Source organism: Streptomyces sp. NPDC006134 (assembly GCF_040628835.1).
Taxonomy (GTDB): domain Bacteria; phylum Actinomycetota; class Actinomycetes; order Streptomycetales; family Streptomycetaceae; genus Streptomyces.
In genome coordinates this window covers 1-15,296 of sequence record NZ_JBEXTV010000078.1, presented here as the reverse complement: position 1 = coordinate 15,296, position 15,296 = coordinate 1, and the positions used below count along the sequence as shown (strand labels likewise).

Below are 15,296 nucleotides of genomic sequence, written 5' to 3'. Positions count from 1 at the left end.
AGGACCGCTCATGCGCACCGTTCCCCCTCTCTCCCGGCGGGCACTGCTCACGGCCGCCGCCGCGAGCGTCACCGTGGGCGTGACCGCCGCCGCGGCCGCTCCCTCCCAGGCGTCCGTCGCCCACCGCTCCCTGCCGTCCGCCGCCTTCGCCGGGTTCCGGACGGTGGGCCGGGTCAAGCAGGCGGCCGACGGCTCGGTGCAGTACACCTGGCCCGGCATCGCCTTCGAAGGCCGGTTCCGCGGCACCGGCGTCGGGATCGTGCTCGACGACTCCGCCAACGACTACGACGTTCAGATCGACGGAACGACCGTCAGCACGCTGGTGACTCCCGGGCGCACCACGTCCTGGGTCAAGGGCCTCGCCGACACCGAGCACACCGTGCGGCTCGTCAAACGGACGGAGAGCCCGTGGGCCGCCGGCCGCTTCGGCGGGTTCGTCGCCGCCCGGGGAGGGAAGATCCTTGCCGCCCCCGCGGCGCGGAGCAGACAGATCGAGTTCATCGGCGACTCCTTCACCGCCGGGTACGGCAACGTCTCGGGCACGCGCGACTGCTCGGCCAACGGAGGAGTCGACCGGAACAGCAACGCGGACCTCGCCTTCGGCGCCCTCACCGCCCGGAAGCTCGACGCCGACTACCAGCAGAACGCGTTCTCCGGCCGTGGCATGGTCCGCAACTACAACGGCGGCGACCCCGGCACCGATTACCGCACCTACTACGACCGGGCCCTGTTGAACGTCGTCGGCGACGTCTGGCAGAAGCCGCGCGGCTGGCGGCCGCAGGTCGTCGTCATCGGGCTCGGCATCAACGACTTCTCGACCCCGCTCCACCCGGGGGAGCCGTGGGCCACACAGAGCGAGCTGATCGCCGCCTACACGAGCGCCTATCACGGCTTCCTCGACAAGCTGCGGGCCCGCTACGGAAGCAGGACGTTCCTGGTGGTCAGCGCCACCCTGGTGTCCGGCACCGCCTTCGCCGACACCGCCCGGGGCATCGTCAGGGACCGCAACGCGCGCGGGGACGACCGGGTCGGCTACTGGTACTACGACGACCCTGGCCTGGACCGGCTCGGCTGCGACTGGCACCCCTCGCTCCGCGACCACCGGATCATCTCCGGTCTGCTCGACCGGTACCTCGCCACGCTGCCGCTGGACTGGTGACCGGGAGGACGGTCCGGGCCGGACGGGGCCCGGACCGTCCGCCGCAGCGCGACACGAGAACCGTCCTCCGCTCGTAGGGCCGACGGAGAATGGCAATGGCTCTGAGCACGGGAACGGGTTCTGTCTCACTTTCCGTGAGTCATGCGCGCTGAGTGACTGTTGTCGGGTGAGCGGACCATGGGGAAGTTGCCCGGAATCGCTCCGTACCGGGTGGGGTACGGCTGACGGTCCGGCCGTGGAAGAAGTGATGTTCCGGCTGGGGGAGTTGCCGTTCCCGTCGATCACCGACGTGGAGGTGCTGCCCGTCGCCGTGAACGACGAGGCGCTGTGCGTAGAGGCTCGAAACACGGTGGCAGGGGCCATCTGTCCAGCAGCCCCGAGCGTGTACTCGCGCGCCCAAAAAGTTCCGGTCGGTACCGGAACGGTCGCTACTAATCCAATCGTTGACCATTGATGTCCGTACGATTGATGTCCGTACGACGGTCGATTCCCGCTCAGCCTGTTTCTTCCTGCAGGTGGTGGGCCGCCCCCGTATCGGGGATCGTCGCGGCTGCCCTTGCCGTCACCGGAACGCTGCTTGGTGCGGTGGCCGCCCACCGCTGCCAGGAGAAGAACGTGTCCCTGTCCGCGGCCCGCGCCGACTGTGAGCGGAACCATCGACGCCTCCTTGACGCGTGCGCTGACTTCGTCGGCCTCGTGGAGGACTGCCGGCGGGCCAGTACGACCGCTGGAGGAGCCGGCACACGGCATCCGCGCCGACAAAGCCGACATGCTCCGGTGAGGTGAGGTGAGGTGAGGTGAGGCGAGGCAGCGGAACGCGTCTGCGAAGCCTTCGTGATCCGCGCTGGAGAAGTGCTCCACGAGGCCACCCGTCACTTCTGAAACATGGACGTAGACGACGGACCGTCCTCCCGGCCCCTGCTGGATCAGCCCCCGAGACTCCAGCGGACCACCGTGCGCGCGGTACCGCTCTGCCTCGGCCGCGCGAGGTTCCTCCCCGGCGATCCAGCGCCGGGTGCACGCGAGAGCCCGCTGCTGCATTTGCTCCGGAAAGTGCGGCAGGACGAGCAGTGAGGGCCCGGTGAATGACGTGCCGTGCGGGCTTCGGTGACGCAGCTGGTGGCGGATCAGCAGCGAGCGGACAGCGTCCGCGCTGATGCCGAGGCTCTTGCCGATGGGTCTCCGGAAGGGGGGAAGCCCATCGGGTTCGGTGGCGTAGGCGGCTTCGTGCCCGACGGTGCGGGCAAGGCGCTCGAGTTCGCCGACGGCCCGTAACCGTCCTGCACGATCTGCGGTCGACCAAGTCACCTCCCAAGGCCTCGCCTGATGGCGTTTTCCACCGGGGAGAAACCCCCGTCCGCACGGTCGAGCCGGAGTGGCCCGGCCGGGCTGAGTTTCGGCTGGCCGAGGAAACGCGGTGCCTTTCCCGAGTGCGGCTGGCCGGCGTGCACCAAGAACGGGTGGCACAGGTAGACATCACCCGCTCGTCCCACGGCGTGAGCCGTGGGACGATGCCCGCTGGCGGCTTCCGCGCGCCGGGCCAGCTCTCTGGCGTCCAGGCCGTCCTCGCCCTCCGGCTCCAGTACCCGTGCCACGTCCAGGTGGGAACCGACGCGCAGACGGGTCGGTGCGTCGTCGTCTCCGACGTCCGAGAACAGGAAGAACATCAGCAGTGCGCGGTCCTTGGACTCGACGTTCGCGTGCCAGGTCATGTAGTCGTCCGGGTCGGAGTCGTGGGCCGGGAAGCTCACGTCGACGTGCCACCCGTCGACGACGGCCGGTTCGTCGCCGGGAAAGCGGATCACGAAGCCGCCCAGGCTGGTGCGCGGCAGCCATCGCCCCTTGCCCACGAGGTCGTCGAAAGCGGCGTGCAGACGCGGCGTGTTGGCCGCGGCCTCGAACGGTGCCTGAGCGTAGTCCGGGCGTGCCGCCACCGGTCGCGGCCAGGTGGCCGGATCGGCGGGGTCGGCGTCGAGGTCCCGCCAGATGATCTCGCGGCACTCGTCCGCGGTCTTTTCGGGGAAGGCGCCCTCGATCCGGACGAAGCCGTCTTCGACGAAGGCCTCCATCTGTGTGTCGGTGAGCATGAAAACAGCATGCTCACCAGAACGCCGTCCCACCAAAGCATTTCTCATCGTGCGCCGGCTTCCAGACGGCGACGGCGGTCACCGCCGACCCCGTTCGGACTACAGGAACCGCCGTCCGGGGCCCCACCGGTTCAGCCGCCGCCGCGCGCGGGCCGACGATCACGAGCTGCTCACGTCGTGGTTCGTGCGCAGCGGGCCGCCGCCGCGCGCGGGCCGACGATCACCGAGGTCGTCGCCGCCGCGTACGGCGAGCCGGCCCGGCCCGGTACGAAGGGCAGCGGCGCGTCCGGGAACCGGCGGAGGCCGGCGCCGTCACTCAGGTGCGGAGCCGGTTCACTCCGCGAGCCGGGCCCGCAGCCACTCCTCCACGCCGCGCACATGGGCGGCCGCCGCGGTCCGGGCCGCCTCCGGGTCGCGGGCGGCCAGCGCGCGGTGGATCGCGGCGTGTTCACGCCGTGTGCGGTCCAGGGCTTCCTCGTCCTGGTGGCCGCGCCACACGCGGGCGCGGACGGTGCGGGAGGACAGGCCCTCCAGCATCGCGGCCATGGTCTCGTTGCCGGCCGCCGCCGCGATCTCGCGGTGGAACGCCAGGTCGTGGGTGAGGGCCTCCTCCGGGTCGGCGGTGGTGCTCATCGCCGCGAGATGCCGTTCCACCTGCGCGAGCTGCCCCGGCGTGATGCGGGCGGCGGCCAGCGCGGCCGCCGCCGACTCCAGGACGCGGCGCACCTCCAGCAGTTCCACCAGACGCGGGCCGCGGGACAGACCGGCCACGACGCCGAAGGTCTCCAGCAGGTCGCCGGCCTCCAGCGCCGTGACGTAGACGCCCGAGCCGTGCCGGGCCCGCAGCACCCCCAGCGTCGTCAGGGCGCGGATCGCCTCGCGCACCGAGCCGCGGGAGATGCCCAGGCGTGCCGCGAGGTCGCGCTCCGCAGGCAGCCGCTGTCCCGGCTCCAGCACGCCCTCGGCGATCATCGCCTTGATCCGCTCCATCGCGCGCTGCGGCACCGTGCCCCCGCCCGGAACGGCGCCGCTCTCCGTCCGGGCCACGGTCTCGTCCATGCCACTCCTCCGGTCGCGGTCGCCGCAGTCTGGCCGGAGCAGTGGTCCGACCACTGGGGATGGAAACCCGCCGACATTCCCTCCGGGGGGTGTTGTCGGCCGAGATTGGTCTGATAAGTATGCGGCACCTGGTCACCCGTCCCCGAGGAGCCGTGTGTCCGCCACCCCCGCCCGCATCACCGCCCTCGACACCTACGACATCCGGTTCCCCACCTCGCGCGAGCTCGACGGCTCCGACGCGATGCATCCCGACCCCGACTACTCGGCCGCGTACGTCGTCCTGCGCACGGACGCCGACGGCGCGCCGGAGGGGCACGGCTTCACCTTCACCCTCGGCCGGGGCAACGAGGTCCAGGTGGCCGCGCTGGAGGCCCTGCGCCCGCATGTGGTCGGACGCCCGGTCGACGAGGTGTGCGCCGACCCCGGCAGCGTCCACCGGGCGCTGACCGGCGACAGTCAGCTGCGCTGGCTCGGCCCCGAGAAGGGCGTGATGCACATGGCGATCGGCGCCGTCACCAACGCCGTGTGGGACCTGGCCGCCCGGCGGGCCGGTCTGCCCCTGTGGCGGCTGCTCGCCGAAGCCGACCCCGAGTGGCTGGCCGGCCAGATCGACTTCCGCCACCTCACCGACGCGCTCACCCCCGACCAGGCCCTGGACCTCCTCACCCGTGGCAGAAAGGGCGCCGCCGAGCGCACCCGGCACCTGCTGGAGACCGGCTACCCGGCCTACACGACCTCCCCCGGCTGGCTCGGCTACGACGACGCCAAGCTGGCCCGGCTCGCCGAACGGGCCGTCGCCGACGGCTTCCGTCAGATCAAACTGAAGGTCGGCGCGGACCTCGCCGACGACATCCGGCGCTGCCGCCTGGCCCGTTCCGTGATCGGCCCGGACATCCGCCTGGCCCTCGACGCCAACCAGCGCTGGGACGTCGACGAGGCGATCCGCTGGACCCGGGCCCTCGCCCCGTTCGACCCGTACTGGATCGAGGAGCCCACCAGCCCCGACGATGTGCTCGGCCACGCCGCGATCCGCCGCGCCGTGGCGCCCGTGAAGGTGGCCACCGGCGAGCACGCCCCGAACCGGATCGTCTTCAAGCAACTGCTGCAGGCCGGCGCCGTCGACGTGGTCCAGATCGACGCGGCCCGGGTCGGCGGCGTCAACGAGAACCTCGCGATCCTGCTGCTCGCCGCCCGGTTCGGCGTGCCGGTGTGCCCGCACGCCGGCGGGGTCGGCCTGTGCGAACTCGTCCGGCACCTGGCCATGTTCGACTACGTGGCGCTCTCCGGCACCACCGACGACCGGGCCGTCGAATACGTCGACCACCTCCACGAGCACTTCCTCGACCCGGCGGTGATCCGCGACGGCCACTACACCGCACCCACCGCACCGGGCTTCTCGGCGGCCCTGCGCCCCGAGTCGATCGCCCGGTACTCCCATCCCGGCGGCACCTACTGGGCCACCGAGGCCGGACCGGGGAACCCCGGCACACCGGGCAACCCGGGGGAAGGACACACGGCATGAACGACTTCGAAGGCGTCAAGGCCCTGGTGACGGGCGGCGCGAGCGGCATCGGCCGGGCCACCGCCGACCTCCTGGCCCGGCGCGGTGCGACGGTCGCCGTCCTCGACCTGGACCCCGCGACGGTCACCGAGCCCCTCCTGCCGTACCGCGCCGACGTCACCGACGACGGCTCGGTCCGCGCGGCCGTGGCCGCCGCCGTCGCCCGCCTCGGCGGACTGGACGTCCTGGTCAACAACGCGGGCATCGGAGCCCAAGGCACCGTGGAGGACAACGACGACGCCGAGTGGCACCGCGTCTTCGACGTCAACGTCCTCGGCATGGTCCGCACCGCCCGCGCCTGCCTGCCGCACCTGCGGGCCTCCGCCCACCCGGCGATCGTCAACACCTGCTCCATCGCCGCCACCGCGGGACTGCCGCAGCGCGCCCTGTACAGCGCCACCAAGGGCGCCGTGTACTCCCTCACCCTCGCCATGGCCGCCGACCACGTCCACGAGGGCATCCGCGTCACCTGCGTCAACCCCGGCACGGTCGACACCCCGTGGGTGGGCCGGCTGCTCGGCGCCGCGCCCGACCCCGCCGCCGAACGCGCCGCCCTGGAGGCCCGCCAGCCCACCGGCCGGCTGGTCACCGCCGCCGAGGTCGCGGGTGCCATCGCCTATCTGGCGAGTCCGCGGTCCGGCGCCACCACCGGCACCGCGCTCGCCGTCGACGGCGGCATGCACGGACTGCGCCCGCGCCCGGTGCCCCGGTGAGGCGGCTGGGCAGGAGCGCCGTCGAGGTCAGCGCCCTCGGCTTCGGCGCCGCCGGAATCGCCGGCCTGTACACCGAGGTCGGCGAGGAGCAGGCGCACGCCGCCGTCCAGGCCGCCTGGCAGCGCGGCGTACGCTACTTCGACACCGCCCCGCACTACGGCCTCGGCCTGTCCGAACGCCGCCTCGGCGCGGCCCTGCGCACCCACCCCCGCTCCGCCTACACGGTCTCCACCAAGGTGGGCCGCCGCCTGGAGCCCGTCCCGGCCGGCGGCGACGACCGCGCACACGGCTTCGCCGTGCCCGCCACCCACCGCCGCGTATGGGACTTCAGCGCCGACGGCGTACGCCGCACCCTCGACGCCTGCCTGGAACGGCTCGGCCTGGACCGCGTCGACGTGGTCTACCTCCACGATCCCGACGACCACGCCGAGCAGGCGTTCGGCGAGGCCTATCCGGCGCTGGAGCGGCTGCGCGCCGAGGGCGTGGTCGGCGCGATCGGCGCCGGCATGAACCAGACGGAGATGCTCACCCGCTTCGTCCGCGACACCGACATCGACGTGGTGCTGTGCGCCGGCCGCTACACCCTGCTCGACCAGAGCGCGCTCACCGAGCTGCTGCCCGCGGCCCGTGAGCGGGGTGCCTCCGTGGTCGTCGGCGGACCCTTCAACTCCGGCCTGCTGGCGGACCCGAGACCCGGCGCGCGATACGACTACACCACCGCGCCCGCCGAGCTGCTCGCCCGCGCCCTGCGGCTGAAGTCCGCAGCCGAACGGCACGGCACCACCCTGCGCGCCGCCGCCCTGGCGTTCTGCGCCGCACACCCGGCCGTGGCGAGCGTCCTGGCAGGGGCCCGGTCGGCGGCGGAGGTCCACGACTGCGCCGACCAGTTCGCCACGACCGTGCCCGCCGCCTTCTGGCAGGAACTGCGCGACACGGGGCTGCTGCCCGCCGACGCGCCGGTCCCCGCGGAGGCGCCGTGACCGTCGTCGCTTTCCGTCACGTCGAGGAGCCGCCGTGACCGCCCCCGCCCCCGTCCCCGACGTCACCGAGGAGCCGCCGTGACCGTCGTCGACGCGCACCACCACGTGTGGGACCTGTCCGTACGCGACCAGGACTGGATCACCGGGCCCCGTCTGCTGCCGCTGCGCCGCGACTTCGCACTGGCCGACCTGGAACCGGAGGCGCGCGCCGCCGGAGTCGACCGCACCGTCCTCGTCCAGACGGTCCCCGTGCCGGAGGAGACCCCGGAACTGCTCGCGCTCGCCGCCGGGCACGAGCTGGTGGCCGGCGTGGTCGGCTGGACCGACCTGACCCGCCCGGACGTCGCCGGCGAACTGGCCCGGCTGCGGGACCTGCCCGGTGGGCGGTACCTGAAGGGCATCCGGCACCCGGTGCAGAGCGAACCCGATCCCGGATGGCTGCTGCGGCCCGACGTGCGCCGGGGACTGGCCGCCGTCGCCGACGCCGGGCTGGTGTACGAGCTGCTGGTACTGCCCCACCAGCTTCCCGCCTGCGTCGAGGTGGCGGCCACGCTGCCGGATCTCACCTTCGTCCTGGACCACCTGGGCAAGCCCCCCGTCGCCTCGGGCCGCCGAGAGCCCTGGGCGACCCACCTGCGTGCCCTCGCCGCGCTGCCCAACACCGTCGCCAAGCTGTCCGGCCTGGTCACCGAGGCCGCCGCCGGTTCCTGGACACCCGACGGGGTGCGCCCCTACGCCGACATCGCCCTGGACGCCTTCGGCGCGGCCCGGACGATGTTCGGCTCGGACTGGCCGGTGTGCACGACACAAGCGGCGTACCGCGAGGTGCTGGATCTGGCCCGCGACCTGACCGGCCCGCGTGACCACCCGCAGATCCTCGAAGCCACCGCCCTGCGCGTCTACGGCCTGTGAAGGCTCGGCTTATGGCCGGTGAGCCCATGGCCGGTGAGGCGCCGGGGAATGCCCGGCCGCGCCGCTGTCACACGGCGGCTTCGGCGTCGGGCACCCCGAGGCCGCGCAGGAACGCCGTGGCCGCGGGGGTGCGGCTGCCCGGGCTCCAGATGATGTACTCGACGCGGGCCGGGGTGTCGATGACCTCGATGGTCGTGACGCCGCTGAGCTGGGCCACGTACGCGGCGGGCAGCATCGCCACGCCGAGGCCCTGCCCGACCAGCCGCGCCAGGAAATCCGCGTCGGTCACCTCGAACGCCACGTCACGGGTCAGGCCGGCGGCGGAGAAGGCCAGGTCGGACTGGGCGCGCCCGGCGGTCTTCGCGGGCAGGTCGACGAACACCCCCGAGGACAGCCGGCGCAGGTCGATCGCCGGCTCGTCGGCCAGCGGGTGGTCGGGGGCGACGACGGCGACGAGCCGGTCACGGGCGAGTTCGCGGCAGCTGACCCCCGCGGGCCGCACGGTGGTGGGCAGCCCCAGGAAGGCCACCTCGATGGCTCCCCGCTTGACCTGCTCGACGAGGTCGTCGCTCGCCCCCACCCGCAGGCTGATGCGCACCTGCGGATACCGCTGCCGGTAGTCGCCCAGCGCGCCCGGGATGTCGACGGCGGCGACGGACGGGGTCAGTCCGACGGAGAGCCGCCCGCGGATCTCCCCGACGGCCGCGGCGACCTCGACGGCCGCGCGCTCGGCGGCCTCCAGGCACTGACGGGCCGCCGGAAGGAACGCCGCACCGGCCGGGGTGAGCCGCACCCGGGGCGTGGTGCGCTCGAACAGCTTCGCCCCCAGCTCCTGCTCCAGACGCGCGATCTGGCGGCTGAGGGCGGACTGGACGACCAGACAGCGCTCCGCGGCCCGGGTGAAGCTGTTCGTCTCGGCGACCGCGGCCACGTAGCGCATCTGCTGCAGCTCCACGGTGATCTATCTTGCCGGGACCTCGTATTTTCTCTGGTTGACGAGTTCCGGCAGGACGGCGGAAATTGCCCATTCACCCGGGTCTGAATTCGACCGGAAGGACCATCTTCTCCATGACCAGCACGCCCTCCACCCAGCAGGCGAAGACCGTCGTCGACCATGGGTCGACCCGCGCTGCCCGTGGGCGTGGATCACCTCCCGGTGGCTGCTGGAGGTGGAAAAGGTACGGCCCATCGAGACGCGCTTTCACACCTTGGGCCTTTCCGTGCTCAACCAGGACCGGGAAGTGCCGGAGAAGTACCGGCAGGGCATGATCGACGGCTGGGGCCCGGTGCGCGTGTGCATCGCCGCCGAGGAGCGGTACGGCACGGACGTGCTGCGCCCCCTCCACAACGCCATGGACGCCCTCATCCACCTCAAGCAGGCGGGCCTGAAGCGGGACATGACGGTCGCCGCGCTCGCCGAGGCGGGACTGCCGGAGGACCTGGTCGAGGTGGCCGGCACCACCGACTACGACGAGGAGCTGCGCGCCGGCCACCACGCCGGCATGGACCCCGTCGGCACCGAGGCCGGCACGCCCGTCATCCACGTACCCGGCCCCGACGGCGAACTCATCGCGTTCTTCGGCCCGGTCATCTCGCCCGCGCCGCGCGGTGAGGCGGCCGGCCGGCTGTGGGACGGCGTGCTCGCCCTCGCGGGCACCGGCGGATTCTTCGGACTGAAGCGCTCGCGCACGCGCGATGCCGTTTTCGACTAGGCATCACCGCGGCCTTCTGCGTTCGGGAAACGGTGACGTGAACACAATTCTTCTGCCCGGCTACCGCTGTTTCGGCGTCAGGTGCCTCACTGCGGAGGACGGTGCGCCATGAACAGTGGCCGGCAACTCCTCACCTCGGGTGTGACGGCGCTGGCGCCGGCGATCTGGGGGAAGCACATATCTGGCGACGACCGAATGGCTGCCGCCGGACCGGCCCCTGCTCGCCACGACCATACGGGCACTTCCCTCGGGTCTCATTATGTTCTCCGTCAGGGCCGGGCCGTCGGCACCGGCGGGGAGGCCGGGGAAGTTCTCGGCCTCGGTCGTGGTGGTCGGCGGTCCGCCGACGAAGAGGGAGCTGCCGAACGGCAGGGGCATGAGCTGGACGCGGGCGGTGTGGAGGGTGGTGGTGTAGCCGGCGGGGCCGGAGCCGACGATGACGGCCTCGCGTATGTCGCTCACGCCGTCGTTTCCGGCTTCGCCGGAGCGATCTCGGCGATGAGACCCTCGACCAGGGTCTTGATCTCGTCGCGGATCGGGCGGACGGCCTCGACGCCCTGTCCGGCCGGGTCGTCCAGCTTCCAGTCGAGGTAGCGCTTGCCGGGAAAGACGGGGCAGGTGTCGCCGCAGCCCATCGTGATGCAGACGTCCGATTCGCGGATTGCGTCGATGGTGAGGATCTTCGGCGTCTCCCGGGAGATGTCGATGCCGACCTCGGCCATGGCCTCGACGGCGGCCGGGTTGACCTGATCGCCGGGGTCGGAGCCGGCGGAGCGGACCTCGACGCGGTCTCCGGCCAGGTGGGTCAGCCAGGCTGCGGCCATCTGGGAGCGGCCGGCGTTGTGGACGCAGACGAACAGGACGGACGGCTTGTCGGCCATGGTGATCGTTCTCTCTCGTCGCAGGGCGGAACCCGGCCGCCCATGACTTCAGCCCCCGCTGGTATCAGCGGGCGATGATGTGAGAGTATCAGCGCATGCTGACTTCAGTCGATCCTGATGTGATCCGGGTGCTGGGTGATCCGCTCCGCCTGAGGATCGTGACGCTGCTGGCGCGCGAGACGCTCTGCACGACCCACCTGGTCGAGGAGACCGGAGCCAAGCAGACCAACCTGTCCAACCACCTGAAGGTGCTGCGCGAGGCCGGGATCGTGGAGACCGAGCCGTGCGGCCGCTTCACCTACTACAAGCTCAAGCCCGAGGTCCTGACCGGGCTCTCCGAGCAGTTCGCCGAGCTGGCCGCCTCCGCCCGTACCGCTGCCGAGAACAAGAGGGCCTGCCCGTGACCTCCACCGAGCCCACCACCGCCCCCGCCGAAGGCGCCGGACCGGCCGGGGACGACTCGATCGTCAAGAAGCTCTCCACCCTCGACCGCTATCTCGCCGTGTGGATCCTGCTGGCCATGGCCGTCGGTCTCGGACTGGGCCGCCTGATCCCGGGGATGAACGACGCGCTCGCGAAGATCGAGATCGGCGGAATCTCCCTGCCGATCGCGCTCGGCCTGCTCGTGATGATGTATCCGGTGCTGGCGAAGGTCCGCTACGACCGGCTCGACCGCGTCACCAGCGACCGCAAGCTGTTGGTCTCCTCGCTGGTCGTTAACTGGGCCATCGGTCCTGCGGTGATGTTCGCGCTGGCGTGGATTTTCCTGCCGGACCTGCCCGAGTACCGCACCGGTCTGGTCATTGTGGGGCTGGCCCGCTGCATTGCTATGGTCATCATCTGGAACGATCTCGCCTGCGGCGACCGCGAGGCTGCGGCCGTGCTTGTTGCGCTGAACTCGGTCTTCCAGGTTCTCGCGTTCGGCCTGCTGGGCTGGTTCTACCTCGATCTGCTGCCGCGCTGGATGAACCTGGGCGACGGCCAGGGCCTGGACGTGTCCGTCTGGCACATCGCGCTGAACGTCGTCATCTTCCTCGGCATCCCCCTGCTGGCCGGCTTCCTGACCCGCCGCATCGGCGAGCAGAAGATGGGCCGCACCGACTACGAGGTGAAGTTCCTGCCGAAGATCGGCCCGTGGGCCCTGTACGGGCTGTTGTTCACGATCGTCGTCCTCTTCGCCCTCCAGGGGAAGACGATCACTTCCCAGCCGCTGGACGTCGCCCGGATCGCGTTGCCCCTGCTGGTCTACTTCGCGGTCATGTTCTTCGGCACCTTCCTCCTCGGCAAGGGCCTGGGCCTGGCCTACGACCGCACCGCCACCCTCGCCTTCACGGCGGCGGGCAACAACTTCGAGCTGGCCATCGCGGTCGCCATCGCCACCTTCGGCGTCACCTCCGGCCAGGCCCTGTCCGGCGTCGTCGGTCCGCTCATCGAAGTCCCGGTACTGATCGGCCTGGTCTACGTCGCGCTCGCCTGGCGCAGGAAGTTCGCCGCCGACGCGGTGACGACGGCCCCGTGACACGGCACGCGGACGTGGTGGTGGCCGGCGACGGCCAGGCGGGCTCGCCGTCGGCTGCCCTCTGCACTGCCAGGGTCTCGACTTCGTGATTCTGGGTGCCGGCGCGGTGCCGGGCGGGTCCCGGCAGCATGTGTGGGACTTCCTGTATCTGCTCTTCCCGGCCGGGTATTCCTCGCTGCCGGACCGCTTCATGCCTGTCCGATCCGGCGAGACCTGTCCGGGTGCCGGGCGCGTGGTGGATTACCTCACGGACTGCGAGAGGCGCTATGACCTGCCCGTCCAGCACGGCACCCGCGTGGGAGCCGTACGCCGCGGTTCCTGCCGGACGACATCGACGGCCGTGTGCTGTTCGGTGCTGCAGCCGCTCGCCGCTGTGTCCTTGTTGCCGGCCGGGCCGGCACCGGCGGGGTGGCCTGGCTCGGCGACTCGTCGCCGTGCCGCCCGTCCGTGCCGCTTGTGACGCCGGCCTCCTGCGCGTGGAGCCGGTGTTCGCCGGGCTTGCCGCTGCCGGTGCGCGGTGGGACGGCGGCAGCCACACCGGCGCGGACGCGGTCATCTGGTGCACCGGCTTCCGTCCCGCTCTCGTCTGCCTTGCCCCTCTGAACCTGCGCGGCCCGCGCGGGCGCATCCTCACCGGCAACACCTGCGCCCTGGGTGAGCCGTGACCGCACCTGCTCGGATACGGGGGCGGGACCGGCCCGGCCTCAGTCGCGTTCGTCGGTGTCGGCCGCCCGGCCCGCGAGGCCGCAGCGCAGATCGCAGAGTCGCTGGGCAACTGAGTGTGTGCTTACGCCTTCCTGTCCGTGAAGTAACAGCGTGGTGCCTCGGCAACGTCAGGGGCGGCGGGCGGGCTTGGCGGCGGAGACGAGCAGGATCACGGCCGGCAGGGGATGGGGCCAGGTCCGGGAACCACGCCCCACGCCCAGGAGCGGTTCGCCCAGTACTGCGCCGGTTGTGGAGCTTGCGGTCGTGACCAGGGCGGAGCGGAGGTTGGTGTCGGGGGTGGTGGAGCTGTCGCTGTGGTTGTGGTGGGTGAGTGTGGCCGGCGTGGTCGGCTGGGAGTTCGGTAGGGAGGGGCTTCCGGTGGCCTTGATGTTCTGGTCGGGTAGCGGAGCGGTCGTCGGGGACGGCGGTTAGTCTCCGGGCGCGTCCATGACTGTGGCGGTTGTGCCGGTGCCGAACCTGGCGAGGACGCTGCCGGGTGTCTGGGTCCACAGGGGCAGGGGCTGTGTCCAAGGGGGGCGGTGTGGGTGAGCACCAGGGTGGCCGCCATGAGCGCCGTCGGTGCCGCCGGTGCCTTGTGTAGGGGGTGGAGCTGTGCATGCGCACCGTTCAGCTCGCTTCGGCCCATGCGCCGAGCAGGCTGTCGGCGGGCAGGCCGACCGCGGCCGGCCGGTGTGCGGCCACCTCGGAGGCTGGGGCCGTGGCCGGGTGGGCGGCGGACGGGGTGTCTGAGGGTGAGGAAGGCCTGGGGGCGGTGACGAGGGTGACGTGGTGGTGCCTGCCGCGCCAGGTGCGGCCTTCGAAGTGGTCCAGGCCCAGGCCGTGCTTGAGTTCGCGGTGGTCGTGTTCGATCCGCCAGTGCATCTTCGCCCACCTGACGAGGTCGGCGATCAGGGTGATGGCTGAGGATGCTGTGGATCCGGGCAGGGTGGTCAGTGGTGGCAGGTGTGGTTCTGTTCCGCTCAGTCCGGTTGTCGCGCTCAGTGCCTCGATGGCTTTTCCTGTGCCGGATGCCGTGGGTGCCGAGTGTGTGGCGCGGGGTGGAACAGGGCTCTGAATCAGTGGTCGTGGCGGGTGTCTTCGCCGGGAGTCGTTCCTGCCTGCTGGGGTGCGGTCTTCTTTTCGGGTGAGGGCGTTGCCGGTCTGCCGGGGCTCCGTCCGGTTCTCCGGGCACTGGTATGTGTGCATGTTCATCGGGCGGGCTGTGTCCGGTCGGTCGCTGGGCTGTGGTGTTTGTGAAGGGCGCCGTCGTGCCGGATGCCGCGAGGGTGTTCCGTTTTTGTTCGTCTGGTGGTTGTCAGGATGTGGTGGGCAGTGTCAGCAACTTGCTCATGGCGGCGAGGACCGGTGGCTGGATCCGGTAGTACACCCAGGTGCCGCGCCGTTCGGAGGTGAGGAGCCCGGCCTCCTTCAGTTTCTTCAGGTGGTGGGACACCGTGGGCTGGGAGACGCCGACGTCGGAGATGTCGCACACGCATGCCTCCCCGTCCTGGTGTGAGGCCACGGCGGAGAACAGCCGCAGCCGGACGGGGTCGCCGAGGGCCTTGAACATCCGTGCGGCGGTCTCGGCCTCCTCGGCGGTCATCGGGCGTTCGGTCAGCGGCGGGCAGCACGGCGTCACCTCCCGGCTGTCGGCGGACTCGGGCAGCGGCAGCACCTTCGTATTCGACATGCGTCTATGTTGGCACATGTCGAACCAGTGCGGGGAGGAGGTTCGCCGGTGCGCGGGGCGGGCGGCCGGGGGCCGGGTGGTCCGCTGCGCGGTCCCGGCCCGCTCCGCGCAGTGAGTTCGGCGGCGGACTGCGCTGTTGTTCCGGCCCGCTGGGCGCCTGCCCCGGCGCACCGATGGTGAGACCTTCGCGGTGCTGCGGATTCTCCTTGGTGTCCGGAGTGCCGTCCGGGCGGGCGGCGGGGCGGGGCGGTGGCCGGTGGCCGGCGCGGGCGCGGCGGGGCCCCCCCGGTTTTGGGGGGGCGCGGCGGGGGTGTGGTC

General features: G+C 71.7%; 13 protein-coding genes and 4 pseudogenes. 11 read left to right on the top strand and 6 right to left on the bottom strand.

Annotated features, from left to right (window positions below):
• Window positions 1–10: 10 nt before the first annotated feature.
• A complete protein-coding gene (locus tag ABZ340_RS33300) occupies window positions 11–1,159 on the top strand; it encodes an SGNH/GDSL hydrolase family protein (RefSeq protein ID WP_358785612.1) in 1,149 nt (382 codons plus the stop codon).
• A 235-nt stretch (window positions 1,160–1,394) separates the two neighbouring features.
• The gene (locus ABZ340_RS33295) at window positions 1,395–1,613 is read left to right on the top strand and encodes a hypothetical protein (protein WP_358785611.1); all 219 of its coding nucleotides are present in this window, start codon (window positions 1,395–1,397) and stop codon (window positions 1,611–1,613) included.
• An 850-nt stretch (window positions 1,614–2,463) separates the two neighbouring features.
• On the opposite strand, the gene ABZ340_RS33290 is transcribed toward ABZ340_RS33295, so the two are convergent.
• On the bottom strand, window positions 2,464–3,228 hold the full coding sequence (locus tag ABZ340_RS33290; protein WP_358785610.1) for a phytanoyl-CoA dioxygenase family protein: 765 nt from the start codon (window positions 3,226–3,228) through the stop codon (window positions 2,464–2,466).
• Between the two features lie 351 nt (window positions 3,229–3,579).
• Window positions 3,580–4,305: an FCD domain-containing protein gene (locus tag ABZ340_RS33285; protein ID WP_358785609.1), complete on the bottom strand. Its 726-nt coding sequence runs from the start codon at window positions 4,303–4,305 to the stop codon at window positions 3,580–3,582.
• Window positions 4,306–4,459: 154 nt separating this feature from the next.
• On the opposite strand from ABZ340_RS33285, the gene ABZ340_RS33280 reads away from it, so the two are divergent.
• From ABZ340_RS33280 to ABZ340_RS33265, 4 genes are all read left to right on the top strand, one after another.
• Window positions 4,460–5,827, top strand: a complete 1,368-nt coding sequence (locus ABZ340_RS33280) for an L-fuconate dehydratase (RefSeq protein WP_358785608.1) — start codon at window positions 4,460–4,462, stop codon at window positions 5,825–5,827.
• Window positions 5,824–6,579, top strand: a complete 756-nt coding sequence (locus tag ABZ340_RS33275; protein WP_358785607.1) for an SDR family oxidoreductase — start codon at window positions 5,824–5,826, stop codon at window positions 6,577–6,579. The genes ABZ340_RS33280 and ABZ340_RS33275 overlap by 4 nt, the downstream gene beginning before the upstream one ends.
• Window positions 6,576–7,559: an aldo/keto reductase gene (locus ABZ340_RS33270; protein ID WP_358785606.1), complete on the top strand. Its 984-nt coding sequence runs from the start codon at window positions 6,576–6,578 to the stop codon at window positions 7,557–7,559. Before ABZ340_RS33275 ends, ABZ340_RS33270 begins: the two co-directional genes overlap by 4 nt.
• Window positions 7,560–7,637: 78 nt before the next feature.
• Window positions 7,638–8,471: an amidohydrolase family protein gene (locus ABZ340_RS33265; protein WP_358785605.1), complete on the top strand. Its 834-nt coding sequence runs from the start codon at window positions 7,638–7,640 to the stop codon at window positions 8,469–8,471.
• A gap of 67 nt (window positions 8,472–8,538) precedes the next feature.
• Here the strand turns inward: ABZ340_RS33265 and ABZ340_RS33260 are convergent, their stop codons facing one another.
• Window positions 8,539–9,426 carry a LysR family transcriptional regulator gene (locus tag ABZ340_RS33260; RefSeq protein ID WP_358785604.1) on the bottom strand — a complete coding sequence of 296 codons (888 nt, stop codon included), beginning with the start codon at window positions 9,424–9,426 and terminating at the stop codon, window positions 8,539–8,541.
• A gap of 113 nt (window positions 9,427–9,539) precedes the next feature.
• On the opposite strand from ABZ340_RS33260, the pseudogene ABZ340_RS33255 reads away from it, so the two are divergent.
• Together ABZ340_RS33255 and ABZ340_RS33250 are read left to right on the top strand one after the other, a co-directional pair.
• Window positions 9,540–10,183, top strand: a pseudogene (locus ABZ340_RS33255) (disulfide bond formation protein DsbA).
• Window positions 10,184–10,291: 108 nt separating this feature from the next.
• Window positions 10,292–10,454, top strand: a pseudogene (locus ABZ340_RS33250) (EamA family transporter); the annotation flags it as partial.
• Window positions 10,455–10,641: 187 nt separating this feature from the next.
• On the opposite strand, the gene ABZ340_RS33245 reads toward ABZ340_RS33250, so the two are convergent.
• On the bottom strand, window positions 10,642–11,064 hold the full coding sequence (locus ABZ340_RS33245) for an arsenate reductase ArsC (RefSeq protein WP_358785603.1): 423 nt from the start codon (window positions 11,062–11,064) through the stop codon (window positions 10,642–10,644).
• 95 nt (window positions 11,065–11,159) lie between these two features.
• On the opposite strand from ABZ340_RS33245, the gene ABZ340_RS33240 reads away from it, so the two are divergent.
• From ABZ340_RS33240 to ABZ340_RS33230, 3 genes and pseudogenes are all read left to right on the top strand, one after another.
• A complete protein-coding gene (locus ABZ340_RS33240) occupies window positions 11,160–11,468 on the top strand; it encodes a metalloregulator ArsR/SmtB family transcription factor (protein WP_358785602.1) in 309 nt (102 codons plus the stop codon).
• On the top strand, window positions 11,465–12,583 hold the full coding sequence (gene arsB / locus ABZ340_RS33235) for an ACR3 family arsenite efflux transporter (RefSeq protein WP_358785601.1): 1,119 nt from the start codon (window positions 11,465–11,467) through the stop codon (window positions 12,581–12,583). The genes ABZ340_RS33240 and arsB overlap by 4 nt, the downstream gene beginning before the upstream one ends.
• Window positions 12,580–13,362 (top strand): annotated as a pseudogene (locus ABZ340_RS33230) (hypothetical protein). The gene arsB and the pseudogene ABZ340_RS33230 overlap by 4 nt, the downstream one beginning before the upstream one ends.
• A 553-nt stretch (window positions 13,363–13,915) precedes the next feature.
• On the opposite strand, the pseudogene ABZ340_RS33225 reads toward ABZ340_RS33230, so the two are convergent.
• Window positions 13,916–14,197 (bottom strand): annotated as a pseudogene (locus ABZ340_RS33225) (hypothetical protein); the annotation flags it as partial.
• A 406-nt stretch (window positions 14,198–14,603) separates the two neighbouring features.
• Complete coding sequence (locus tag ABZ340_RS33220; RefSeq protein ID WP_358785600.1) at window positions 14,604–14,978, bottom strand: metalloregulator ArsR/SmtB family transcription factor; 375 nt, start codon at window positions 14,976–14,978, stop codon at window positions 14,604–14,606.
• Window positions 14,979–15,296: the final 318 nt, after the last annotated feature.